Genomic DNA, 24,366 nt, shown 5'->3' with positions numbered 1-24,366 from the left:
CTATATTTTGCACAAATCTTCAAATGCACAACTCTTACAAATATTTTTAACTTCAAATTCAGGTGGAAATTCACACGAAACTATCCTTTTTATTTCCTCGATAGATTTATCTATAGTAAGCTCATCCTCTTCGGATAATTCAACTTCCACCGTTTTCTTCAAAAGAGGATAATCTATTTTCGCATTCAAATTATAGATATTACGTTTTTTCAAATAGTACAAATAATATTTGACTTGCCAAATCGAAGCCTTCTCAATTTTTCTACTTTTCTTAATCTCGTGAATAGTATTTGAATTCTCGATAAAATCCAAGTTAATCTCGTTATTAATCATAATGTGTTTTCTGTTTTTTATATATGAAGATTCATCTACAAATTTTCCAACAGATACATTCTCGTTCTCCGATTCCATAGATATGTTTTGGCAAGAATACCACAGTTTTCTTTTACAAACAAAATAGTAGTAAATCATAAGCCCAGTAATCTTATCTTCTGTCATATGAATATTCCTCCTGAATTAGGTTGTACTGCCGAAAGACCAAAATCATAACTATAATTACAATCTACAACTTGAATTCTTTCATAACTGCTTAATTCAATAATATTTGTGATACTATGCTTATAAACATTAGCAAATTCTTCATAGCCTAATGTTAATGTGTATTTGTAAATATTTTGTCGTGCGATAACTCTCTTGGAAATATCATTCTTGAAATCATTTAATTCCTCTAAACAGTTGAGAATCTCTTCTTTGTTTTCGTCATATACTGTTTTAGGCATTACAGTTACAGATGCTATTTCTCTAAAATTTTGTTGAGCTTCTTTTTTGTCTGTTTCAGCTGGAAGATATAGTTCTGGTTTGTCAATAAAATGAGTTATTGTTTTGTAATATTTTGTATTCTTAATATTTTCATATGAATAAATAGATTCTACCAATTTCATTTTTTCTTCTTCGGTAATTTTAGAAGAATGAGAAGCAAAAAATCGTCTTAGATTTTGCTTAGAAATGTTGAAAATTTCCTCATCTATAACACTTGAGACTCCTGAACATTTCTTTTTCCCTCCATCAAACACATAGCAATTATATCCTTCATCTGACCATTCTCTTTTTCTGTAACATCTTCCAAACCTCTGAAACAGACTATTAACATCAGATAATTCAGTTATTAAGACGTCGAAATCAATATCTAATGATGCTTCTGCTACCGATGTTGTTATCCATATCCCTACATCATTGTTTCTTTTTCCATTTTTAAATAACTTACCAAATTCTAATATGTTTGCTTCTTTTTGCTCTCTGTCTTTTTTGATAAATTTCGAATGAAACATATTTACAGGAATTTCTTTATCCTTCAATTCTGAATATAAACTTTGACATTCTTTTACCGTATTACAAATTACCAAAATTCTATTATCATAATATTTTTGTTCAATAAAATCAGAGTTTATTTTCTCTTCAATCCATTTAACGCTGTGTCTAATTTTACCTTTATCAACAAATGGAGCCGGACTCATTTTGTATTTCAATCCATATTCATTCATTAATTGCTTCAAAAATCCAGGAAAAGTTGCCGTTACGATAGCAAACTTTCCCCCGATATTTTGAATCATTATGAGCCCTGCAATTAAATACCCTATCAATTCAGACCCATACATTTGTATTTCGTCGATTACAACCTTTGAATAGGACAATGTAGCAAGTACACTTTCGTAATTTCTATATTTAAATACTATCGTGAATAATTGATCCAAAGTACTTACAGTTATTGGCAATGACAGCTGCCTAGTTTTTGTAAAGTAACCTTCTATATCTGCTGTTGTCTCGTTTTCTGAAGAGTTATTATAATAAAAAGATTTTGTGTCTCCATGAAGCAGTGCTATCCTTTCATTAATTTTTTCTCCATTTAATATATCGAATTTAAGACGATTATATATAGCATTGTTTGCTGTTCTTATCGGTAATGTAAAAAAACCCTTATTATTACCAATCCATAACAATGAACCTTCTGTTTTTCCCATTCCTGTTTGTGCTATTATCACTAAGTTTTCATTGCTATTCTCTTTCATAAAAAGTTGCAAATCATTCCATTTGGGTTCTGGATTTCCTTTTTCAATTTCTTTTTTCTTTAGTTTTTTCATAAAAAGTTCAAGATATTCTTCCAAAAAATCATTTTTATTTTCAACTTTTATGTGTGCACTTGCTGCATAATCTAATCGGTTTAGTAACCCTTTAAGGATAATATACTTTTTAAGAAACTTTGTTTGATCTTCAATTGTGCTATTATCTAATAATCTTTCCTTAAATTCCACTAATTTAATATCATTAAGTTTATCGTAATGGAAATTTTCTAGTTCTAATTTTAAACTATCAATTTGATCTGTAACTTTACTTTTATTTACATTATCCAAAGATTTTCGATGGTGATGATAATATACGCTTTGATAAAGCAATGAAACTTCTTCCGAAGAAAAACCTAGTTTTCGGAGTTTTTTAGTATCAATAAATAATGTACTTAGTACTCCGTGTGGAAATTCTTCATTATTCGTTATACTATCAGATAAATTTTTATCTACTTTTTTCTGGAAGCTTAGAGAAATTTTACCCAAGTCATGATATAAACAAGCGTAATACAACAAATCAAAATTAACATTTATATTAGGATATATCGATTTTAAAATTTCCAATTGTTTTAAAAGATTATCTGTATGTTGTTGTATGGTTTCTTCTGGATTTGATTTTGCCAAATATCTGTTATGATGCATTCAATTCTCCTTTTATGCAAAAAACACCAAATCTCCCGTATCATCCATTAAAATTTCAAAATCAGAATCTGCATAAATATGGGATGTATACAGCACTTCTATTTTATTCCATATCCTAAATTTTTTAGGATTCTTTTTGTTTCCGTAATCTACGCTCTCGTAATCTTTATTCAAGATATATTTTGTACCTCTATGAGGAACTCCTGATTTTGCTTTTGATCTGTAGATTGAATTATTCAAATAGTTGTACTTATCCGAATCAAAATCTTTACTGCTTTCAGAAATTTTTAAAGGAATATATGCGTACATATCTTTATTCAAATACACACTTCTCTCAACATCGCATTCTTTGACTTCAACAATTTTTACATCATCTATTATTACTAAGTCCTCTCTTCTTCCTAAAGATGGATACTCCCACGGCTTTTTAAATGCTTCATAAATTTCTGTTACTTGATCTTCATTTTTTGGCATTACGTGAATAACTAGTTCTACTTGTGAAAGCAACTCAGTTGTAGAAACACCTCTTCCTACTCCAAATCCATCAACGTTTATTTGGTGTCTTGATGCTTCAAATTTGTATCCATTTTTGAACTCATATCTAGTGTATAAATCATTAACCTTAGAAACATACTTACCTTGAACACTTATATTCATATGTTGATATTGAGAGTATCTGCACATATTATGAACCATTCCAATTACCGTAGAATAAGGTGGAAGAGGATAAGTTTCTTTTATTTGAAAACTCATTGGCTTTCTATAATTTACTAAATCTTGATATAAGTGTAGTTTAACAGCCTTCATAATATTCATTAACCTTATCTTTAATAACCTTAAAGAATTCAGACATTGATATAGTATTCAATTCGTTTTTTATTTGTGAATCATTTTCGAATTTCTTTGATAAAACCGCACAATAAGTTTCTTTTTCTACGCTTTCTGGCATTGCTTCGCTTATTGCTTCAACATCAATGTTTTTATCTTTTACATCTACCAAATTATGGAAAAATGGATTTTTAGTATCATAAATACCACCAATAACGAATAATGGTTTTAAGTCTTCCCTTCTTCCCCTTATATCTCTGTAAAGCATTGATACTGTATCCAATAGTTTATTTACTCTTCGTGCTTTTTCTTCTTTTGGAAGATTAATATCATAGACTTCATCTATCCCAATTTGGTCCAAATCACAAGTGATAGTATATTTATATAATGATTTATGGATTTCAGATTGCGCTAAATTCATATTTTCAGATAATCTGTCTGCTAAACCCTTGTTAGTTAGAAAATCCAAATCTCCCTTGTATGTTTCTAATGATGTTGCATTTGATAACCTAACTTTAGCGCTTCTCTTTTTGCCGCCAGTATTTTTTTCTGTTTTTAAATATCCAAAAAAGTCTATTTCAGGGTATTTCGCAATAGTTGCATCCTTACTAAATTGTACAACCTTTTTTTCACCTTTTCCTTCAGCACTTACTGGGGCTAAGTCTTCTCCTAATTGTTCAACAATGTTATATCTAATGGCTTGTCTAGAAATGTATGAATATTGTTCCCCGTTATTTCTCGCAACTTTCTTTAATGATGCCACATTTCCAATTGATTCTCCATAATTGGCACTTTCAGCCTCAAATATTATTGTAAGTGTTAATCCTTTTGGTTTTAAATTACTCATTTGTATCCTCCTATTTATTTTCTTCTTTATCTTTGTTTTCTTCTTTTATATATCCTATTATTCCAGTAATAAAAGCATATCCAATATTTTTAAATACTAAATCATCTTCCAAGTTTTCAGCAAATATTTTTGGGATACTCTTACCAACATACATATAAGCATTAATCAACGTATCCATAAAAGAATGCTTGTTATTTGTTTTTAGTGCATTTAACATTCTGTAAGCTATGCCATTAAGCTTTTTATTATATGCTAAATTATTATTCTTTTTTTTATCTTCATTTTCACTAGATTCTTGTTGTAATACTTCGTCAATCTCCACTTTACCTTTTCCTGAAATATTGTATGCTTTTTGAAGATAGTGCCCAGCAATTCTAGCTTCGTCAACTAAATTATTTTCTAGTTTTTTCACGTAACCTGCCTCCTCTAAATATTTAATATTAATTTTTAATATACTTGAAACAATACCCACTTTATAATACGTGCTGTCAGGTATTGATAGCTTGTAATGAAGTAATTTTTGTACTAACAGGAATTGATTTTGATTATTTAATAACTTTTCCATTACCTCATTGTAGATATACTTATCATTAGAATTTTCGCTATATTTCTCTTGTTTTATCGTGTTCAATTCAGTTTTGCAACTAGATATCGTCTCCAATACAACTTTGTTAATTATGTTGAAGTAATATTTTATAGAGTCTTTATCTACATCTCTATAAAACCTAACCACTTGAACATCTGATAGTTCATACTGAGAGTTCTCATTTAAATTCTCATTCATATTATCTTGTATTGATTTGTAAATAGATATTCCCGAGTAACTATTTTCATGTATCTCAAAATTTATCTTCTTGTTAATTTTAATTAAATCGTTCAAGTCCATTGAATAGTTAATAAAAATTCCTTTATTGAATGCATAATTAATACCAGCTGGTACACATGAATACACCAATCTACAGATTGGACAAATAGCTACATAATTATTAAAATCCCATACATGAGATGTCTTTCTATTTGTATCAAATCCCATTTCTCGTATGAAACCAATATCTGAATTCAAGTCTTTTATTTTAGAAGAACAAGCCAAACATTGATACTTAAACTTTGTTTTGTTTTTGTCGATGTCTTCTATATATTCTATTGCTGGATTAACAAAATAATCTTGATATTCATCATACATATCTGGATTTTTGCATTGACGATTTAAAAAGCTGACTCCGTCCCATGCATTTCTAATTATGTTGTAAATCGCATTTTTCGCTCCAATGTATTTAATTGCATCATCACTTTGAAAGTAGCTAATTATTTCTTTCATTGTAGCTATCTGACTTTTTATATCTTCTATTTTATCTAAAACCTTTTCTTTTTTCTTTAGTTTGATTTTTTGAAGATTTTTTTCTAATAATTCAGGATCTACATTTCCACCTATCAATTTATAAGCACTTTTGTAGCTATTACTTTTTATATATTTCTTGAAATTTTCAATGTTCAAATTAAGTAAATCAAGTTCTTTTTTCTCAAATTTTTCGAAGTCATTTTCAATCCAATTGTCTAATAATTTTTCTGCGTTAATAATTCTGAATAATGAGAAAGTATCCTTGTAGGTTTCTATCAAATAATTAAAAAACATATCTGAGAATCCTTTTAGCAATTCTACAGGAAATTTTATTTCATCCGAGCTCACTTCTATCTGATTTTTATGTCCTGCTTTTTCCAGTATATTATATAAACCACAAATACCAGCATTTTTTAGCCAATCATCAGATTTTATTGTTATTATTTCTCCCAAACTAACCTCCTACATTAAATTCAACATCCCAAAACCTGCTGATTTTAAAGATCCTATTCCGCTTTTATGCAAATGATTAAGAATATATGGTTTTGCTTTAATATCAAATATGCAAAGATTTGATTGAATCCAAATGTCATAGTATTTTATTACTGTTTTCTTATTAGAAATAATTCTCACATCAATATTATCAACATCATACTTAGATTCTGGTAACTCTTCTAATAGTTGATTCTTTAAATTTCTTATGAAAATTTTCTTCCCTTTTTGGTCGCAAATATCATAGTACCAGGTATTTGAGTTGTCTTTGTGATCTCTGATCACTAAAGGTGACATTGTTTTAAAAACTACCTCATTGTCTATAATATTTCTTTCCTTAATCATTTGAATTTGTTTAATAGTTAATTCAATATTTTTGTACAAATAAGGATGTGATTTTCCTTCCATCATAGCATTGTAAAATTCAATGCCAAAAATCATATCAGATGTTGAAAAATACAAAATTATGGTTTTATCCGGAATATTTATAAAATCATTTTCAAACTTTGCGTTTTTTAAATAAAGCGAGAAAGTTGATTTTTTCCTGTCTACATTTCCTTTTTTGTACATTTTTTCATAGAATTCTTTATTGCTTCGTTCTAGATTATGTTTTAAAAATGATAATATCATCCTATTTTTATCAATTGGGATATTCGAAGTATTTAAATAAATACTTATTTTGAATCGCATTTTGTTTCGCCTCCTTTTTTTGTGTTCCCTATATTAGTAACATAAACCTTTTTAACAAAAATGTCAACTGGTTTTAAAAAATTTTTTATGTTAAAATGGATTTATTAAAATATACTCATAATGAAATGTAAATATATTTGTAACCATCAAAACAACAATAAAATCTAACCAAAATGGAAAAAACAAGCTGGAGAGCTTGTTTTTTTAATTTTTTATTCTATTTTCCCTAACTTTTTCTTAAATTAAATGTTCTATCACCTTTTGATAACACCAAAAAATATCCTACAACGCTATACAACACACAAATCGCCAATACTATTAATCCAATGTTAAACTTCAATTTTAATTGAAGGATTATTATTGCCCAAAAGATTAATGTTTCTGCGGAATTTAATACTGAATAGACTATGTTTTTGCTTTTTAATCCAACTGTAAATGGTTGAAGTAGAATGTACATGTATAACTGTTTGACGCTTATATATACATACATTATTAAAACGGCGACTATCGCTTTTATCGACAATTCTAATGTCATTAGTTTTGCTGCAAATATCCAGCTAAATACTACTAATAATACTAATGAAAATTGGATTGCGTTATCTTTTAGGTTTTGTTTTATTCTAAAATTGAGTGTTTGTTTTATGTTTTGTTTATTGGCATAAATCATTTGTTTCATCAAATATCTGTCCATATTTAAGAAAATAAATCTGTTGAATGATTCTGGAATTGCCACTTGAACTGCTGCATATATCAATATCACCGGAAATACTGACACCAATATTTTCAACTCACTTGGTTTTGGATTGATTGTGAGTCCTCTTAGTACGATAAATCCAATTACACCAACAGCCAAAATTATTCCCGAACGTATTAGAATCATTTTTTTGTATTTGTGTTTGAATCTGTATCTGAAAAGTTTATTGATGTATTCTATCCCGTTGTAATTATCGTAAGTTTTCCCGTTTTCTTTTGCTATTTTTTCATCGTCGATTTGGTATGCGACTGTGTTGATGTCTTTGAATGTGTTGTCGTGATCGATTATGGATTTATTGGTGATTTCAAGTCTAGCGATATGTCTGATTTTGTCGGTTTTTGAAATCAGAACAGCTCCAATAATGTATGCAACAATCCCGAAAATCAGTGCATAAGTTGAGTAGAATATTTCTACAAAATATTTGGATTTCATGCTGTACAACGCCAAAAGTCCCATTCCCGATAGTAAAATCGCCCACATGCAAATGTAATTTGCGGTTAAATGTTTTTTGTTTTTTGTGGAATAGGCTAAAATGTTGATGTATTTTATTAATTTTCTAAATCCAAGGCAAAATACAGTGATATTCATTGCATTCATTGGGTTGATGTCGAATATAGCGAAAAATATCGCTAATATTATTCCTGAGATTGCAAAGCTAATGTCTGACAAATAATCCTGCAAAATCGTGTATTTTTTGGCGTCAAGTTTCAAGGCTTTGACACAAATCGAATCCTCGTTATCGAAACTTACGTACATAAATTGTGAAATCATACTTCCGATTACAACAGACAAATAAAAGAACGTTATAAGTATATTTTGTTGAATCGTTCCTTTGAAAATCTTCGCAGCTCCTATAACTGCTATTCCATAAACTGCTACACAGTACAAGATTTTTAAAAACAATGTTTTGATTACGTATGAAATGTAAAAAAACGCAGAATATCCAAAGCTCAACACGTCATTTCCATAAATATCCGCAGGAATAATCTTCTTGAAAACTGAAAGTTTACGAAGTTGATACATTGTCTGATTGAGCTTCATCTTCATGACAAGTTTCAAATAAGTGCTAAGATAATTACTCATCGGACTCATCCTTTAAAATGTCGTAAAGTTCTGCATCGAATTTCTCATCGTTCTTGTCCAAATCCAATTTTTGTAATTTTTTGTGGTGTAGTAGCACGATTTCTTCGCTCAATTGTTTTGCCAAGTCCAACATGTGTGTAGATAGTACAATAATTCTTCCTTGCGATTTCAATTCCATAAGTAATTTTTTGATTTGCGTGCTGATTACAACATCCAAGCTTGTCAATGGTTCGTCCAATAACAAAACTTTCGGTCTTGAAATGAACAGCGTAATCAAAGAAATTTTGCTTTTCATTCCATGTGAATAATCTTTGATGAGTCTATTTTGATCTTTCTTGGAAAATTCCATCATTTCCATGTAATCTTCAACCGTTTTTATATCGTTTGGAGAATTGATGTCACGATAGAATTTGATATATTCATATCCTGTGAGAAATTCTGGCAAGAAATTTTCAGAAAAAAGCATTCCTATATCTTCTTTTTTAAGTTTTTCAGTTACGCCTTCATTTTCCAAATAAAATTCTCCCGAATCAAAATCTATCTCATCGTATAAGACGTTGAATAAAGTTGTTTTTCCTGCTCCATTTCTACCCAAAACAGAAGTGATGACCCCTTCTTTGAATTCATAATTTACTTCGTCCAGCACCAATTTATCGTCGTATTTTTTAGTCAAATTTTTGATTACTAATTTCATTTTATCCTCCTGTTTACTATTGTATTAATTATACCATACATTTGGTGTATTGTTAAAATATGCTATAATTATTTTATAGAGGTGCGTATGCAAGAATATAAGAATATAATTTTGGTGTCACATTGTCTTTTGAATGAACTTGCCGTAGTCAAAAACGACCCAGGCAGAAAAGATAGTTTGAATTTAATTAAAAATTTAATGAAAATGAATGTAGGGATTTTTCAATTGCCTTGTCCAGAAAACAGAATGTACGGGTCCAATCGTTGGGGTAGTGTGTACGAACAATTCGACAATAATTTTTACAGACAAACAAGCCGTGATTTGTTAAATCCAATTGTCAATGAAATCGAAGATTACATCAAAGATGGGGTAAATTTTTTGGGAGTTATAGGAATAGATGGCTCTCCTAGCTGTGGAATTGGACTAACTTGTAAATCTAATGAATTTAAGGGGGAAATCTCTGCGATAAAAGACTTCGCATCTTGTGTAGAATCTATTGAAATGACAGATGACAATGGCGTGTTCATGGAAGAGTTAGAAAAATTATTTAACGATAAAAATATCAGCGCAAAATTTTACGGTTATAACGACAGAAACCAAAATGAAATCATAGAAAAAATTGAAGAATCTATAAAAAATAAATAGCTAAAAAACGAAAACTGTGTGAACACAAATTCACACAGTTTTTTTATTGCAATATTATATTTTCATTAATTAAACATATTATAAAATACATTTGTAGGTATCAAAAACAGATACGGTGCTGTTATTATTGCCAATGTCAATGAAACTTTTTTGATTTGAGATTCTGACAAATCAGTGTGTCTGAACGAAAATTTGCGGTTGAATACATACACCAAAAATCCTGCGAACATAACTGCTAGAATCATAACCAAAATTCCCCAAGGTGTTTCGTAATAATCGTTCAATATCGGAATTGAAATATTATCATAGAACCATTTTGCAAAAGTATTTCTAGTTCCAGTAATCCCAAATGATAAAATCATCAAAACCGCCGTAGCGATTATATCTGCGACAAATCCAAGTGCAACTGTTTTGGCAAGTGATTTTTTGATGATAGCAAATGGATTTTCGATTTTCATTAATTTCAAAGCTAACAAAGTTACCAAGAAATCTACTAATATATTCAACGGTACAATCCCAACCCAAGTTACTGGATAAAGCCACACAATCCAGACTGGAAATATCAAATTGTACAGTTTTACAGATTTTTTGTTCATTATTTTAATTTTTTATTTACAGAGTCTAATTTTTGCTCAAATGATGCATCCTTATCTCTTCTGTCATCAATTTTAATCACAGAATACACTCTGTCAACTCCTTCTTTAAATACAGATTCTTGCATATCGCGAACAGCTTTCAATAATTCGTCGATATCTCCTTGCATAACAGTTCCCATTGGATTCAATTCAACTTTTATATTTTCTTTATTTCTTACATTGTCATAAGCTTTTGCAACGTATTGTGATAAACTTGTAGTTTGTGTTCCGATTGGAACTAATGTTAATTCTAAAATAGCCATTATAATCTCCTTATAAATTCTTCAAAATCTTAATCGTATCTTGGATTTGTCCATCACCTGGATGTTTAATATCATCAAAATCAACACCCATTACAATAATGATGTATTTTTTGCCATTTTTTTCGGACAAAGTTGCCCAACAAAGCCCTGCTTTTTCCGTAGTTCCACTTTTGCCACCCAAGATTTTGAAACCATCTTGATCGTAATCTTTCAATCTAGAAAGAACTGTGCTTTCAATTTCAATTCCTTTCGGATGATCAAAAGTTTTCGTAGAAGTGTACTTATCTGTCGTGAAAATCTTGTAGAATTTTTCATTTTTCAATGAATTTTTCAACAAAAACGCCATGTCTTTTGCACTCGAATAATGATCATCCTCATCCATTCCCTCAGAATTTTTGAAATGAGTATTATTCAAGCCCATATTCTTTGCGTTTTCATTCATCAACTTTACAAATTCTTCCTTGGAACCAGCTACATTTATAGCTAAGCTGTCTGCACATTCTCCTGCAGAGGCAAGCATTGTTCCATACAACAAATCGTCGAATGTTGTAGGCTCATTGCCATAAAAACCCGCCATTGATGCGTTTTGTGCAACAAGTTGTTGGTAGCTTCTCTTATCTATCGGAGCTTTTTTATCAAAATCTTCAATTTTTCCCACAGCTGTATACACCGTCATCATCTTAGTCAAAGACGCAGGATACACTTTCTTGTCTGGATTTTTAGAGAAAATCTCCTTCTCATCATCAATTGAGTAAACGTAAATGCAATCGGCATTAAAAGTAAGCTTGTCTAATTTATTTGCATTAACTACTTTGAAAATGAAACAAATTCCTACAACAATCAACAGAGTAACTCCTGCTATCCCCAATTTCTTCTTCATAAATTCACCCCGTTTGTTCATTTCAATTATACCACTAATTTTTGCAATTAAATATCATTTGACAAATCTTAACATTTTTATGTTGACATTATTTTTTATTTTGATATGATTTAATCAAATAAATAATTTGGTTAATTCATTATATATCGGAGGTGTTTTAATGAAAAAAATAATAATATTCGTATTGATAATTTTCCTATTAATATATTTCTTTTATTTCTTTCATACAACTAAAAAAGAAGAAAACGTAGTACTATTAGGAGTAGAATGTGAGATAACAGATATTAATAGATCCGACAAAACACTTACAATTATAGGCGCTGAAGGTGGCAGGGAAATTATTCAACAAGAGTCAAAAATTGACTGCAAAGATTTAGAAAAAGATTGTAAAATAGTAGAATTTAATTCCTCAAACCAACCAAAGATTATAAAATTTGATGATTTAAAACAATCTGACAGGATTAAAATAAATATAGATGAAAAACAACTACAAAACAATAATGAATTTTTGAAAGTAAAACAAATTGAATTGTTAAACAAAAACTAGAATAAATTGAATTGTTAAACAAAAACTAGAATAAATTGAATTGTTAAACAAAAACTAGAATAAATTGAATTGTTAAACAAAAACTAGAATAAATTGAATTGTTAAACAAAAACTAGAATAAATTGAATTGTTAAACAAAAACTAGAATAAATTGAATTGTTAAACAAAAACTAGAATAAATTGAATTGTTAAACAAAAACTAGAATAAATTGAATTGTTAAACAAAAACTAGAATAAATTGAATTGTTAAACAAAAACTAGAATAAATTGAATTGTTAAACAAAAACTAGAATAAATTGAATTGTTAAACAAAAACTAGAATAAATTGAATTGTTAAACAAAAACTAGAATAAATTGGCTACAACCGCCAATTATTCTAGTTTTTTCAATTTTTAACGTTCTAACAATTTCTTATACAAATTATCCACCATTATCGCTCCAAATGGCGCCGTAATCAAAATAGAAATAACAGCCACAGTAAGCGCCATATCTCCGACTTTCAATCCCATTGAAAGTGGAATCGCTCCGATTGCCGCTTGTACAGTTGCTTTTGGAGTGTAGGCAATCATACAGAATAGTCTTTCTTTTGGTGTTAATTTTGTTTTCAAAACTGATGCATAAACGCCCACCATTCTGAACATCAATGCACAAATCACCAACACAACTACCATAATTCCAGAATTTATTGCGTATTTTACATTCACAGTCGCTCCTACTAATACGAACAAGAATATTTCAGCTCCAACCCACAATTTATTGTATTTTTCAGATAATCTTTCCGCCAAATCTTCGTAAATCTTCTTCACAACCATGGACATCGCCATTATTGCGATAAGTCCCGAAAATGGAATTGGTGTTATTTTTTCCAATTCTAAAAGCAAGAACGAAATACTCAACACAATCAACACTTTCACAGTGTCACGCATATGAAATCTTTTGAAAAATTTCACCAACAAAAATCCTATTCCAGCTCCTACAACACTTCCAATCAAAATAGAAAAAGGAATGGCGATGAATTTGAACACATTGATGTCTCCTGTTTGTGCGAGAGATGTCAGTGATGTGAACACAACTATGCAGAAAACATCGTCGCAGCTACTTCCTGCCAAGATAAGTTGTGGGATTTTGTGTTCATCTCCGTAGCCTTCTTCAATTAGTCGTATCATTCTAGGAACGACAACTGCAGGAGACACCGCAGCTATGATCGATCCAATAATAAACGCATCCAACACATCGACCTTCAAAAATATCGGCGCCAAAAATCCCACCGCGCACATTTCAAAAACAGCCGGCACGAAACACATCAACACCGCTGGTCTTCCGATTTTTTTCAAATCGTCAATATCCAACGACAATCCTGCACGAGTTAGGATTATCACAAGTGCGATGGTTCTTATCTCAGATGAAATATCCAAAATCTTTTTGTCTATTAAATTCATCGCAAAAGGTCCCATCGCAATTCCTACAATCAAAAATGCAAGAATAGGTGGAAGTTTTATTTTTTTGAAAAAACTCCCCAAAAACAACGACAATACAATTATAAACGCTATACTTTTTAACATAATTCCTCCATTTGTGTAATAAAAAAGCTGATGATATCTGTAAATAACAGAAGTCATCAGCAAATTTTGCGTTTTAGTTAAAAACAAGGGAGCACTTCATTCCCCATATATTTATTTCCATGAAAGTTCAAACTTACCACAAGCTTTGTTGTAGTTGAATACTAAGCGGTATCTTTCCGTTTCGTTCAAATAATCAGAACTAAATCCATTCATCTTGTTCAATTCGAACACCGTGTTTCCCAATGAATCTATAAGACTCACCGTAACATTGCCACTTTCTAATTCATTATCCAAATTAAAATCGTAGAAACCACTTTTTTTGACTTTGAACACTTTTGTAGCTTTCCCGCTAGTTTTTTTCAAACTTGCGTGAATATTGTCCTCCAAAATCCCATGTGTCTGATAAAACCACAAGGCAGACATGCTCCTAAAATATCCAACTCCATTCATATACATAAAGTATACCACTGCAACAATTGCAATTACCGAAAAAATAATTAAATAGCTCGGCTCACCGGGTAAATCCATAATAAAAATCCTCCATATATTTCAAAATTTCTGATAATAATATACCACAACAGAAAGTTTTTTACAATAAACTACAACACTAATTCTTCCAAAATTTTGACATTTTTAATCAAAATAACCTTGGTCCCAATCAAATCGATATATCCAAGCTTTTTGAATTCGCCTAATTTTCTAGTAATAGTTTCTCTTGTAAGTCCAGAATAATTCCCAAGTTCTTCTCTGTTCATCGCAAGGTCTAACCTTATTCCATCCTTAGTTTCCACGCCCATTGTATCTTTTAATCGTAATAAAAGCGCCGCAGTTTTCATAGTTGCATTGCTTGTGGATAATCTTTGCACCAAATCTTCTGCAAGTCTAATTCTTTCGAAACTTTTCTTCAGAATTTTCGTCAAAGCAAGTGGAGAGTTAATCAAATATTTGTCGAAAATATCTCGTGGAATTTTGATAACTTCACAATCTGTCAGAGCTTGACCCATATAAATGTACTCCACATCTTCCAAAATATTGTGTCCACCCACAAAATCATTTTCGTGATACAAATACAGAATTTGTTCTTTGCCATCAATAGTGTTGTGAAATACTTTTATCGTACCTTTGTGAATTACATACATGTTTTGGGCAGAATCTCCGGGCTTAAAGATGTAGTCTTCTGCTTTTAATTTCAAAAACTTCAACTTGTCGATTACCTCATCGTAATCCACATCGTCAATTCCCTTGAAAAGCTCCACATCTTTTATAGCTTCCAACAAATATTTCTTATCATCTTCCATATCAAATTGCTCCTCTGTTATTTTCTTCTTTTGAAAACTCAAAGCATCATCACGTCTACTTTCGCTCAATGTTTTGGCAAATTGTGCGTTGACGTATTTTTCGAATTTTTCTGCAGTTTTCTTGTCCATTGCTTCGACATTTTCAAGGAAGTATTTCCTACCCAAATTTTCGTATTTGTATACTCCACCTAAATGATATGGCAAAATTTCGATTCTTTCAACCATATTTTTGATTTTGTCTAATGATTTTACGAACTTATCCATTTCTTCAAAACTATCCGTAAATCCAGGAACCATAACGTGTCTCGCCCAAATATTTCCACAAAAGCCATTAGACTCCAATTTATCCACAAATTCCAAGAAATTTTTGTCATCCATGAAGGTAATTTTTTTATACAAATCAGAATCAAAAGCTTTAAAATCCAGTAGCATAGTGTCGACAAATGGAAGAATTTCAGAGTAGTATTTCTTCTCACCAACTCCTGATGTATCCAAACAAGTGTTGAACCCTTCTTCTTTTAATCGTTTCAGCAATTCTTTCAGGAATTTTCCTTGTAAAAGTGGCTCTCCTCCAGAAATCGTGACTCCACCTTCTTGTCCGTGGTAAGGCTTGTATCTTTTTGCGATTTTTAGAATTTCATCTACTGTGTACTCTTTGCCACCATGTATAGCTTGTGAATCGGGATTGTGACAGTAGATGCATTTCAATGGACAACCTTGCAAGAAAAATATCGTTCTGTTACCCGGTCCATCGACAAGTCCCATCGTTTCTATAGAATGAACGTAACCTTTTATTTCATTGTCCATAATTTTCCTCCAATCATCAAAAAGGGCATACAAATATGCCCTTAATAAAATTTATTTATACAAACTCGTGGAATGTTCTATTGATAACATCTAATTGATGTTCGCGGTCTAATTGGTTAAATCTTACTGCATATCCCGAAACTCTTATAGTTAGGTTAGGATATTTTTCTGGATTTTCCATTGCATCTTCTAACAATTCACGATCCATTACGTTAACGTTCAAATGGAATGCGTCTTGGTTGAAGTAACCATTCATTATATTTGTTAAATTGATTATTCTTTCTTCTTCATTTTTTCCAAGTGCGTTTGGAATTATTGAGAAAGTATTTGAAATTCCGTCTTGATTTACATTCTTGTAAGGCATTTTAGCAACAGAGTTTAACGAAGCAAGCGCTCCTGATTTGTCTGCTCCATTCATTGGGTTTGCTCCCGGTGCAAATGGTTCGCCTTTTTTACGCCCGTCTGGTGTGCTACCAGTTTTCTTTCCGTAAGTTACATTTGAAGTTATTGTCAACAGACTCAAAGTGTGTTCTGCGTTTCTGTAAGCTTTTGTTTTTCTCAAAGATTCTATGAAATACTTGCTTATAGCGATAGCCAAATCATCTGCTCTGTCGTCGTCATTTCCGTATCTTGGGAAATCTCCTTCAACTTCAAAATCCACAGCCAATCCGTTTTCATCTCTGATTGGTTTTACTTTCGCATATTTTATCGCTGACAATGAATCTGCAGCAATCGCAATTCCTGCAATACCAAAAGCGATAAATCTGTGAACTTCTGGGTCGTGAAGAGCCATTTGTCCTTTTTCGTAAGCGTATTTATCGTGCATGTAGTGAATTGTGTTCATAGCATTCACATAAACTTTCGCAAGTTTATCGATAACTTTTTTGTAGTTTGTAACAACTTTATCGTAATCCAAAATTTCAGAATCGTCTCTTTCAATTCCTTCTATTACAGTTACGATATCACCAGTTTTTTTGTCTCTGTAAACTTCATCAACTCCACCATTAATTGAATACAAAAGCGCCTTTGCAAGGTTTGCTCTCGCTCCAAAATATTGCATTTGTTTTCCGACTTGCATTGCAGAAACACAACATGCGATTGCGTAGTCGTCTCCGTAAACATCACGCATAACATCGTCGTTTTCGTATTGAATGGATGCTGTTTTAATACTCATCATTGAACAGAAATCTTTGAATGCACGTGGTAATTTGTCTGACCACAAAACTGTCATGTTTGGTTCAGGTGATGTGTCGATGTTGATTAATGTGTGCAAAAATCTGAATGAAGTTTTAGTAACCAAAGTTCTTCCATCAACGCCCATTCCACCGATAGATTCTGTAACCCAAGTTGGATCTCCAGCGAATAATTCGTCGTATTCAGGAGTACGCAAATGTCTTACCATTCTAAGTTTGATAACTAATTGGTCAACCAATTCTTGTGCACGTTCTTCATCCAAGATTCCTTTTTCCATATCTCTTTTGATATAAATATCTAAGAACGCTGTGTTTCTTCCGATAGACATTGCAGCTCCGTTGTTTTCTTTTACTGCTGCCAAATATCCAAAGTACAACCATTGAACAGCTTCAGTCGCATTCATAGCTGGTCTTGAAATATCAAAACCATAACTCATAGCCATGTCTTTTATTTCGTCAAAAGCTCTGATTTGTTCAGAAAATTCTTCACGTCTACGGATTGTTTCTTCAGTAGCATCTCCTGTCAAATTTTCCTTGTCTCTAATTCTCATCGCTTTCAAATAATCGATACCGTACAAAGCAATTCTTCTGTAGTCGCCGATAATTCTTCCTCTTCCGTAAGCATCAGGAAGTCCTGTCAACAAACCAACTGATCTGAAAGTTCTCATTTCTTTTGTGTAAGCGTCAAAAGTTCCTTGGTTGTGTGTTTTTCTGTATTCGTTGAATTTTTCTTTAATAACAGGATCCATTTCCAAACCGTAAGCCTTCAATGAATTTTCAACCATTCTGAAACCGCCGTATGGATTCATAATCCTTTTCATAGGCTCGTCAGTTTGTAATCCAAATATAACTTCGTTATCCTTGTCGATGTATCCCGCATCAAAATTATTAATTCCGCTAAATCTTTCTAGGTCTACTTTTATTTTCTTAGATTTTACTTCTTCAACGATCATATCGTTTACTTCTTTCCACAAAGTTTTTGTCTTTTGTGTAGGACCTACAAGGAAAGAATCGTCACCTTCGTATGGAGTGTAGTTTTGTTGAATAAAATCTCTGACATTGATTTCGTCAGACCAATCTCCATCATTAAAGCCTTCCCAAGCTTGTTTGAATTGTTCATTATCAAATAAATTGCTCATACATATCTCCTTTTTTATTATTAATGATACATTAAGTATATGTTAAAACAATTTTAAAAACTGTGATTATAATCACTCCATGATATTTTTTATCACCTAAATCTTACAATATTTCAATATTACTTGTAAATAACCTAAAAATAAGATATATTTTACTTATGGAGGATTTTATGAAAATAAAAATATCTAATACTAAACTAATATTTCTAGCAATTCTAACATTTGTGATAGAAACCATAGCAGTATTTGCTACACAAAATATCACAGGAATTAATAGGATTTTAATTATAATTTCATTCACTTTAATCACGACATTTGCTCTAATGTTGAGTTTTATCTTGATTCAAGTGCTTCACAATATGATTATGGATAGAAAAATCGCCGGCGAAATCAGAAAATACATGCTGGATTACGAACAAAATGGGAATTTGGACAAATTATTCCAAAATTTCAAGAAAATAAAAGACAAACCTAAAACAGATTACGCAAAAAGCTTGTATTATTTTAACTTGGCGATAGCTTATGTGGAAGACCATCAATTCCAAAAAGCGCGCGAAGTTTTACAAAAATCAACCCTACAAAAATACAACCAATCATTTAATCAGATTTTTAAAATGCTTTTGCAAGATATCGACAAACACGAAAAAGAATACAACGAAACTCAAAAAACGCCAGAAAATTAATTCTGGCGTATTTTTTATTGAATTCTAAGTCCCATTTCACCGAATGTATCTGCGTGGTCAAAATCGTGGTATTTAAATCCTCGTTGGAACCATTCGTTTCTAAGTTCGGATGAACCGTGAGTGAATTTTTCCGGTTGTACGTATCCTTGTCCCATTTTTTGGATGTGATCGTCGCCGACACTTTGAACTGCACTTATCGCTTCTTCAATATCTCCTTCTTCCAAGTAGCCTTTCTCTTTAATATAATAACTGAACACTCCTGCAAAATAATCTGCTTGTGTTTCAAGTGCTACGGAGTATTTATTGGCATCTTTTTCGTTCAATCTACGTTGAATATTGTGAACTCTATCCAAAATTCCTAGTTCTTTTTGGACGTGGTGACCAACTTCGTGTGCCAAAACATAAGCCATCGCATAATCTCCACCGTCAGCGCCAAGCTTTTGAGTCAACATATTATAAAAAGTTACATCCATGTATACTGTTTTATCCAGCGAACAATAAAATGGTCCTACATTTTTGTCCGCATTTCCACAACCAGTCGACACTGCCCCTTCAAAGAAATGAAGTTTTGGTTCTTCGTAAGTTTTATTGATTTCAGAAAACTTTTCGTGCCACACATCTTCAGTGTCCTTTAGCACAACGCTGAGCATTTTTTCGGCTTGTTCAACTTCCTTGCTGCTAGCTTTTTCAGATTTATTTACTTGTTGTTCTTGCCTAGTTCTGTTTTGTTCGTTGATAATATCTCGTGGATTTCCTCCAAACAAAGAATACACAATCACAAGCAAAATCAATCCGACGCCTCCGACTTTAAACGGAGCACCACCGGATGAGCCTCTGCTTACATTTGAACTTCCTTCTCTACCTTGCCATTTCATGATTTGCCTCCAATTATCGTTTAATTTCGTTATTACTATTTATACCCAATTATAATATTTTTCATTGGATCTGCTGGATACTGCAACAAATTTTAAATCTACATAATTTCCATTCAAAGTTCTTTTGATTTCTCTCAAAGTGTTCTTGGTCGTCACAATATCATCCAGTACCAAAATTTTCCTATTTGACAAATCAGCATTCACTTTGAATGCACCCTTTAAGTTTTCAATTCTTTGAAGTTGTGACAAATTGTGCTGGATTTTGGTTTCCTTCACCTTTACAATCGCATCGGGCAAATACTCCATATCCAAATTATTCGCCACTTCCTTCGCAATCTCGTGAATGTGATCAAACCCACGTCTATTTATCGTAGATTTTGTCGAAGGAACTATGAGCAAAGTGTAGTCTTGTAAATTTTTTTCTTTTATCTTAGAAGATATAACATCTGCAAGAAAATACCTCACCACTTCTTTTCTGCTAAGCTTGTAGTCGTAGATAAGTTTTTTCGTCAAGCCCTGATGCAACAAAGAAAAATAGCAATCCGTGTCATCGATGTCTCTGTAACAGTCCACAAATATTAATTTTTCATAACAATCTTCACACAACAAATACTTAAACTGTTTTTTCTCGTGACAAATAATGCAACGTTTTTGAAATAATAAACTAAAATTCCTCATCTTCGAACATCTCTCTCATCATATCTTGCTCATCAGTATCGATATGAACATCCATGTATTGCTTAATTCTTCTGTCCAATCCAGAATTTCTCTTCATTATTTTATTGTTGGATATCATTTGTCTTAAAATTTTCAAACTTCCAACCAACACCACGATTTCTCTGGCTCTCGTTATCGCAGTGTATAGCAAATTTCTAGTCAACAGCATGTACGGTGCTTGTGTCAATGGAATTACAACTATTGGAAACTCACTTCCTTGTGATTTGTGAATAGTAATCGCATAAGACAACGTCAAACCGTCGCATTCTTTTTTCGTGAAACTCGCAGTTTTATCATCAAATAACACATCAATCGTTTCATCAATCGGATCGACGTATGTAACCCTACCGATATCTCCGTTGAACACACCCATCGCATCGTCGTCGATGAATTCTTTCGTATAATCGTTTTTGATTTGCATAACCTTGTCGTTCAGTCTGAAAATCCTGTCTCTTTGCTCGATTTCTTCTGTAATCGGAGTTTTGGGATTCAAAACTTCCTGCAAAGCAGTGTTCAATTCCTTAGTACCACAGCTGGATTTTTTCATAGGAGTTAGCACAATTATATCGTCAAACTCATCTTTTTTGTAGAAATTGGGAAGTCGTTGTGCGCACAAATCCAAAATTGTTTGCTTGGCACATTCCGGATCATTTTCTTCGATAAAGAAAAAATCCTTCCCTTTTTCATTCAAAATAGGAAATTCTCCGTTGTTTATCCTGTGCGCATTCACAATTATATTGGAGTTTTGTGCTTGACGGAAAATCTTCGTCAACTTAATCGTCGTGATTTCTCCTGATTGTATCAAATCGTTAAGGACATTTCCCGCTTGCACACTTGGAAGTTGGTCGCAATCTCCCACGAAAACAACTCTCGTGTCCGCATCCAAAGCCCTCATCAAACTATCCGCTATGAAAATATCCATCATACTCGCTTCATCAATAATTATCAAATCGCAATCTATCGGATCGTCCTCGTCGTGCTCGAAAATCATTCCATTTTCAACTGGAATATACCCCAAAATCCTGTGAATAGTCTTCGCTTCTTCATTGCAGCTTTCAGAAAGTCTCTTCGCCGCACGTCCAGTAGGCGCTGCAAGGATTATTTTTTTGTCGTTTTGCTTGAAAATTTTCGTAATATTGTTGATTATCGTGGTTTTACCAGTACCAGGTCCACCAGTAATTATCAACATTTTTTCCGTCAAAGATTTTTTAATAGCTTCGATTTGTAATTCATCCAAGTGTTCTGATTCAAGCTTTGAAAGCTCGTATTCCACATCAAACTCATTTTCTAATTCGCATTTCAAAATATTTGCAATATTTAGTGCGCATCTCATCTCGGATTTTTCGATATTAGGAAGGTAAACTCTTTTCTCATCACCAGTATCATCAATTGTGATAATTCCACTTACAATCAAAGACTCCAACGTTTCTTGTCTATTTGTAATCTCGATGTCCAGAAGTTTTTCTACTCCTTCTATCAAATCATCTTCCAAAACGTAGCAATTTCCATTAGAATTCGCCTCTTTTTCCATGAAATATTTGAACGCAGCCTTGATTCTAAATGGAGAATCCGGCTCAATGTCGATTCTCTGCGCAATAATGTCCGCCGTCCTAAATCCAATCCCCCTAACATCATCAATCAAAGTGTATGGGTTTTTCATGATAATCTTCTTCGTGTCTTCCTTGTAAAAATCAGAAATAATATTCGCTTGATGAAGACTCAATCCCAACGATTGTAAATACAAGAAAATCTCAGCGTATTCCTTCTTTTCGTCAAGTGATTCCTTGATTTTTTTGTAGTTTTTCTTGCCGATTCCTTTGACCTGCATTAATTTGGATGGAGAATTTTTCAAAATCTCCATAGTATTTTCGCCAAATTCTTCCACAATTCTTCTCGCAGTAGTTTCTCCAATTCCTTTAATCAAACCACTTTGAAGATAATTGATAATATTGTAAAGGCTAGGTTTATTGGATCTTTCGACGGAAATTATATTGTACTGCTCGCCGTATTTTGGATCTTGAACTTTGTTTGCCTCAATATCCAAGAAATCTCCAGGCATAATTTTGAAACTATTGCCCTTGATAATTCTTTCCTCTCCGTCTTTATCCACAGAAAAAATCCTGAACCCATTGGACTCATTTTCAAATATTATGTTTTTGACAGTCGCACTGAACTTCATACACTCACCTACAAAAAAGAGGGTTGTTTAACTTAGTAACAATCCCTCGTTTCATATAATTTATTAATCTTCTATTTCAATTCTTTCGATATTTGCTCCCAATTTCTTGAATTTGGATACAATATCGTCATATCCTCTATCAATGTGATAAATATCTGTTACATTCGTCGTACCATCTGCTACAAGTCCTGCCAAAATCAAAGCCGCTCCAGCTCTCAAATCGGTAGATTTCACAGTAGCTCCTTGAAGAGAATCCACCCCTGCAATGCTCGCTTCATTTCCTTCAGTTGCAATAGCAGCGCCCATTTTTTGAAGTTGTTCCACATGCATAAATCTATTTTCAAAAACAGTTTCTTCAACACTACTTTGACCCTTGCACACAGTCATCAATGCCATGAATTGTGCTTGAACATCAGTAGGAAAACCAGGATATGGCAAAGTCTTAATCTTAGTTCCCTTCAATCTTCCTGTAGATATAACTCTGATAGAATCTTCGTCTTCATTTTCGATAACTTCACAGCCAACTTCACGAAGCTTAGCAATAATTGGCATAATATGAGACGAAATACAATTTTTCACAGTAATATCTCCACGTGTAATAGCACTTGCAACCATAAAAGTCGCAGCCTCAATTCTATCTGGAATAATCGTATGCTTTGCTCCACCTAATTTTTCAACGCCAACAATTCTAATAGTAGAAGTACCAGCGCCACGAACCTTCGCTCCCAATTTGTTCAAGAAACTTGCCAAATCTACGATTTCCGGTTCCTTTGCAGCATTCTCGATAACAGTTTCTCCCTTTGCCATCGTCGCTGCCATCATAATATTTTGAGTCGCACCAACACTAGGAAAATCCAAATATATTTCCCCACCAATCAAACCATCTTTTGCGATAGCTTCTATCTTTTCGTCAGTCGATTCAATCTCAGCACCCAATGCATTGAAGCCTTTTAAATGCAAATCCACAGGTCTCGAACCAATCGCACATCCACCTGGCAAATAAGTCTTCGTTTGACCAAGTCTAGTCAACAAAGGTCCCATCACCAAAAAAGAAGCCCTCATTTTGTTCATCAATTCGTGTGGAGTCACAGAATTATTAACATTGCTACTATCTATCTCAACCTTATTCTTGTCCAAATAGGTTACCTTTGATCCCAATTCTTCTAAAACTTTTAAAATAATTGAAACATCCTTTAACTTTGGAACATCCTCTAAAATTATAGGCTCAGTCCCCAAAAGAGATGCTGCTATAATAGGAAGCGCTGAATTTTTCGCGCCGTCAATCTTGACCTCACCCTTTAAATTTAAACTTTTTTTTACTTGTATAACTTCCAAAACAACCTCCATCAGTCATTCTTGTTTTATGTTTATATATAAAATATTATATCATATCCATTTATCGTTGACTAATTTAAAGCCCTTTTTGCAAATATTTTACAAAGCAAAAGCCTCCT

At 32.3% G+C, this 24,366-nt stretch carries 22 protein-coding genes and 1 riboswitch; of the genes, 3 read left to right on the top strand and 19 right to left on the bottom strand.

Annotated features, from left to right (window positions below; translation table 11 throughout):
* The 8 genes from ACLUJM_RS01405 to ACLUJM_RS01370 all read right to left on the bottom strand — a co-directional run bounded on the left by ACLUJM_RS01405 (position 1) and on the right by ACLUJM_RS01370 (position 9,489).
* The gene (locus ACLUJM_RS01405; RefSeq protein ID WP_412411972.1) at positions 1–498 is read right to left on the bottom strand and encodes a CRISPR-associated protein Cas4; all 498 of its coding nucleotides are present in this window, start codon (positions 496–498) and stop codon (positions 1–3) included.
* Complete coding sequence (gene cas3 / locus ACLUJM_RS01400) at positions 495–2,762, bottom strand: CRISPR-associated helicase Cas3' (protein ID WP_412411971.1); 2,268 nt, start codon at positions 2,760–2,762, stop codon at positions 495–497. The genes ACLUJM_RS01405 and cas3 overlap by 4 nt, the downstream gene beginning before the upstream one ends.
* A gap of 12 nt (positions 2,763–2,774) precedes the next feature.
* Positions 2,775–3,578 carry a type I-B CRISPR-associated protein Cas5b gene (gene cas5b, locus ACLUJM_RS01395; RefSeq protein WP_412411970.1) on the bottom strand — a complete coding sequence of 268 codons (804 nt, stop codon included), beginning with the start codon at positions 3,576–3,578 and terminating at the stop codon, positions 2,775–2,777.
* Complete coding sequence (gene cas7i / locus ACLUJM_RS01390) at positions 3,556–4,437, bottom strand: type I-B CRISPR-associated protein Cas7/Cst2/DevR (protein WP_412411969.1); 882 nt, start codon at positions 4,435–4,437, stop codon at positions 3,556–3,558. The genes cas5b and cas7i overlap by 23 nt, the downstream gene beginning before the upstream one ends.
* A 10-nt stretch (positions 4,438–4,447) precedes the next feature.
* Positions 4,448–6,229: a type I-B CRISPR-associated protein Cas8b1/Cst1 gene (cas8a1, locus tag ACLUJM_RS01385; protein WP_412411968.1), complete on the bottom strand. Its 1,782-nt coding sequence runs from the start codon at positions 6,227–6,229 to the stop codon at positions 4,448–4,450.
* Between the two features lie 9 nt (positions 6,230–6,238).
* Entirely contained in the window at positions 6,239–6,958 is a 720-nt protein-coding gene (cas6, locus tag ACLUJM_RS01380) for a CRISPR-associated endoribonuclease Cas6 (RefSeq protein ID WP_412411967.1), read from the bottom strand.
* Between the two features lie 226 nt (positions 6,959–7,184).
* Positions 7,185–8,795 carry a hypothetical protein gene (locus tag ACLUJM_RS01375; protein WP_412411966.1) on the bottom strand — a complete coding sequence of 537 codons (1,611 nt, stop codon included), beginning with the start codon at positions 8,793–8,795 and terminating at the stop codon, positions 7,185–7,187.
* The gene (locus ACLUJM_RS01370; RefSeq protein ID WP_012291126.1) at positions 8,788–9,489 is read right to left on the bottom strand and encodes an ATP-binding cassette domain-containing protein; all 702 of its coding nucleotides are present in this window, start codon (positions 9,487–9,489) and stop codon (positions 8,788–8,790) included. Before ACLUJM_RS01370 ends, ACLUJM_RS01375 begins: the two co-directional genes overlap by 8 nt.
* An 87-nt stretch (positions 9,490–9,576) precedes the next feature.
* Here ACLUJM_RS01370 and ACLUJM_RS01365 point away from each other — a divergent pair, with 87 nt between their 5' ends.
* On the top strand, positions 9,577–10,134 hold the full coding sequence (locus ACLUJM_RS01365; protein WP_412411965.1) for a CD3072 family TudS-related putative desulfidase: 558 nt from the start codon (positions 9,577–9,579) through the stop codon (positions 10,132–10,134).
* A gap of 65 nt (positions 10,135–10,199) precedes the next feature.
* On the opposite strand, the gene ACLUJM_RS01360 is transcribed toward ACLUJM_RS01365, so the two are convergent.
* From ACLUJM_RS01360 to ACLUJM_RS01350, 3 genes are all read right to left on the bottom strand, one after another.
* Positions 10,200–10,640: a hypothetical protein gene (locus ACLUJM_RS01360; RefSeq protein WP_412411964.1), complete on the bottom strand. Its 441-nt coding sequence runs from the start codon at positions 10,638–10,640 to the stop codon at positions 10,200–10,202.
* Between the two features lie 89 nt (positions 10,641–10,729).
* The gene (locus ACLUJM_RS01355) at positions 10,730–11,032 is read right to left on the bottom strand and encodes an MTH1187 family thiamine-binding protein (RefSeq protein WP_094224242.1); all 303 of its coding nucleotides are present in this window, start codon (positions 11,030–11,032) and stop codon (positions 10,730–10,732) included.
* A gap of 10 nt (positions 11,033–11,042) precedes the next feature.
* Positions 11,043–11,912 (bottom strand): D-alanyl-D-alanine carboxypeptidase family protein, encoded by an 870-nt coding sequence (locus ACLUJM_RS01350; protein WP_412411963.1) that lies wholly within the window; start codon positions 11,910–11,912, stop codon positions 11,043–11,045.
* A gap of 160 nt (positions 11,913–12,072) precedes the next feature.
* Between ACLUJM_RS01350 and ACLUJM_RS01345 the strand changes: the two genes are divergently transcribed.
* Entirely contained in the window at positions 12,073–12,459 is a 387-nt protein-coding gene (locus ACLUJM_RS01345; protein WP_412411961.1) for a hypothetical protein, read from the top strand.
* Between the two features lie 392 nt (positions 12,460–12,851).
* Here the strand turns inward: ACLUJM_RS01345 and ACLUJM_RS01340 are convergent, their stop codons facing one another.
* The 4 genes from ACLUJM_RS01340 to pflB form a co-directional block, all read right to left on the bottom strand.
* Positions 12,852–14,021 carry a cation:proton antiporter gene (locus ACLUJM_RS01340; RefSeq protein WP_412411960.1) on the bottom strand — a complete coding sequence of 390 codons (1,170 nt, stop codon included), beginning with the start codon at positions 14,019–14,021 and terminating at the stop codon, positions 12,852–12,854.
* 40 nt (positions 14,022–14,061) lie between these two features.
* Positions 14,062–14,134: riboswitch (Fluoride riboswitch) on the bottom strand.
* Complete coding sequence (locus ACLUJM_RS01335) at positions 14,133–14,549, bottom strand: hypothetical protein (protein WP_294685354.1); 417 nt, start codon at positions 14,547–14,549, stop codon at positions 14,133–14,135. Its footprint overlaps the riboswitch before it by 2 nt.
* 71 nt (positions 14,550–14,620) lie before the next feature.
* On the bottom strand, positions 14,621–16,126 hold the full coding sequence (pflA, locus tag ACLUJM_RS01330; RefSeq protein ID WP_412411959.1) for a pyruvate formate-lyase-activating protein: 1,506 nt from the start codon (positions 16,124–16,126) through the stop codon (positions 14,621–14,623).
* Positions 16,127–16,181: 55 nt separating this feature from the next.
* Positions 16,182–18,458, bottom strand: coding sequence for a formate C-acetyltransferase (gene pflB / locus ACLUJM_RS01325; protein ID WP_412411958.1), 2,277 nt, complete (start codon positions 18,456–18,458; stop codon positions 16,182–16,184).
* A gap of 170 nt (positions 18,459–18,628) precedes the next feature.
* On the opposite strand from pflB, the gene ACLUJM_RS01320 reads away from it, so the two are divergent.
* Positions 18,629–19,141 carry a hypothetical protein gene (locus tag ACLUJM_RS01320; RefSeq protein WP_316511027.1) on the top strand — a complete coding sequence of 171 codons (513 nt, stop codon included), beginning with the start codon at positions 18,629–18,631 and terminating at the stop codon, positions 19,139–19,141.
* A gap of 14 nt (positions 19,142–19,155) precedes the next feature.
* Here ACLUJM_RS01320 and ACLUJM_RS01315 read toward each other — a convergent pair whose 3' ends face one another.
* The 4 genes from ACLUJM_RS01315 to murA form a co-directional block, all read right to left on the bottom strand.
* The gene (locus ACLUJM_RS01315) at positions 19,156–20,016 is read right to left on the bottom strand and encodes a neutral zinc metallopeptidase (protein WP_412411957.1); all 861 of its coding nucleotides are present in this window, start codon (positions 20,014–20,016) and stop codon (positions 19,156–19,158) included.
* A 39-nt stretch (positions 20,017–20,055) separates the two neighbouring features.
* Positions 20,056–20,694: a ComF family protein gene (locus ACLUJM_RS01310; RefSeq protein ID WP_412411956.1), complete on the bottom strand. Its 639-nt coding sequence runs from the start codon at positions 20,692–20,694 to the stop codon at positions 20,056–20,058.
* Positions 20,681–22,912 (bottom strand): ATP-dependent RecD-like DNA helicase, encoded by a 2,232-nt coding sequence (locus ACLUJM_RS01305; RefSeq protein WP_412411955.1) that lies wholly within the window; start codon positions 22,910–22,912, stop codon positions 20,681–20,683. Before ACLUJM_RS01305 ends, ACLUJM_RS01310 begins: the two co-directional genes overlap by 14 nt.
* Before the next feature lie 63 nt (positions 22,913–22,975).
* On the bottom strand, positions 22,976–24,259 hold the full coding sequence (gene murA, locus ACLUJM_RS01300; RefSeq protein WP_374042472.1) for a UDP-N-acetylglucosamine 1-carboxyvinyltransferase: 1,284 nt from the start codon (positions 24,257–24,259) through the stop codon (positions 22,976–22,978).
* Positions 24,260–24,366: the final 107 nt, after the last annotated feature.

The organism is Finegoldia sp. (assembly GCF_046991905.1).
Classification (GTDB): domain Bacteria; phylum Bacillota; class Clostridia; order Tissierellales; family Peptoniphilaceae; genus Finegoldia.
The sequence above is the reverse complement of the archived record's forward strand: the minus strand, read 5'-3'. Positions and strand labels throughout refer to the sequence as shown.

Bases quoted from the DNA above. Each gene is read 5' to 3' on its own strand.
- ACLUJM_RS01405 (WP_412411972.1), bottom strand. From the start codon at position 498: ATGACAGAAGATAAGATTACTGGGCTTATGATTTACTACTATTTTGTT.
- cas3 (WP_412411971.1), bottom strand. From the start codon at position 2,762: ATGCATCATAACAGATATTTGGCAAAATCAAATCCAGAAGAAACCATA.
- cas5b (WP_412411970.1), bottom strand. From the start codon at position 3,578: ATGAATATTATGAAGGCTGTTAAACTACACTTATATCAAGATTTAGTA.
- cas7i (WP_412411969.1), bottom strand. From the start codon at position 4,437: ATGAGTAATTTAAAACCAAAAGGATTAACACTTACAATAATATTTGAG.
- cas6 (WP_412411967.1), bottom strand. From the start codon at position 6,958: ATGCGATTCAAAATAAGTATTTATTTAAATACTTCGAATATCCCAATT.
- ACLUJM_RS01375 (WP_412411966.1), bottom strand. From the start codon at position 8,795: ATGAGTAATTATCTTAGCACTTATTTGAAACTTGTCATGAAGATGAAG.
- ACLUJM_RS01370 (WP_012291126.1), bottom strand. From the start codon at position 9,489: ATGAAATTAGTAATCAAAAATTTGACTAAAAAATACGACGATAAATTG.
- ACLUJM_RS01365 (WP_412411965.1), top strand. From the start codon at position 9,577: ATGCAAGAATATAAGAATATAATTTTGGTGTCACATTGTCTTTTGAAT.
- ACLUJM_RS01355 (WP_094224242.1), bottom strand. From the start codon at position 11,032: ATGGCTATTTTAGAATTAACATTAGTTCCAATCGGAACACAAACTACA.
- ACLUJM_RS01350 (WP_412411963.1), bottom strand. From the start codon at position 11,912: ATGAAGAAGAAATTGGGGATAGCAGGAGTTACTCTGTTGATTGTTGTA.
- ACLUJM_RS01345 (WP_412411961.1), top strand. From the start codon at position 12,073: ATGAAAAAAATAATAATATTCGTATTGATAATTTTCCTATTAATATAT.
- ACLUJM_RS01340 (WP_412411960.1), bottom strand. From the start codon at position 14,021: ATGTTAAAAAGTATAGCGTTTATAATTGTATTGTCGTTGTTTTTGGGG.
- ACLUJM_RS01335 (WP_294685354.1), bottom strand. From the start codon at position 14,549: ATGGATTTACCCGGTGAGCCGAGCTATTTAATTATTTTTTCGGTAATT.
- pflA (WP_412411959.1), bottom strand. From the start codon at position 16,126: ATGGACAATGAAATAAAAGGTTACGTTCATTCTATAGAAACGATGGGA.
- pflB (WP_412411958.1), bottom strand. From the start codon at position 18,458: ATGAGCAATTTATTTGATAATGAACAATTCAAACAAGCTTGGGAAGGC.
- ACLUJM_RS01320 (WP_316511027.1), top strand. From the start codon at position 18,629: ATGAAAATAAAAATATCTAATACTAAACTAATATTTCTAGCAATTCTA.
- ACLUJM_RS01315 (WP_412411957.1), bottom strand. From the start codon at position 20,016: ATGAAATGGCAAGGTAGAGAAGGAAGTTCAAATGTAAGCAGAGGCTCA.
- ACLUJM_RS01310 (WP_412411956.1), bottom strand. From the start codon at position 20,694: ATGAGGAATTTTAGTTTATTATTTCAAAAACGTTGCATTATTTGTCAC.
- ACLUJM_RS01305 (WP_412411955.1), bottom strand. From the start codon at position 22,912: ATGAAGTTCAGTGCGACTGTCAAAAACATAATATTTGAAAATGAGTCC.
- murA (WP_374042472.1), bottom strand. From the start codon at position 24,259: ATGGAGGTTGTTTTGGAAGTTATACAAGTAAAAAAAAGTTTAAATTTA.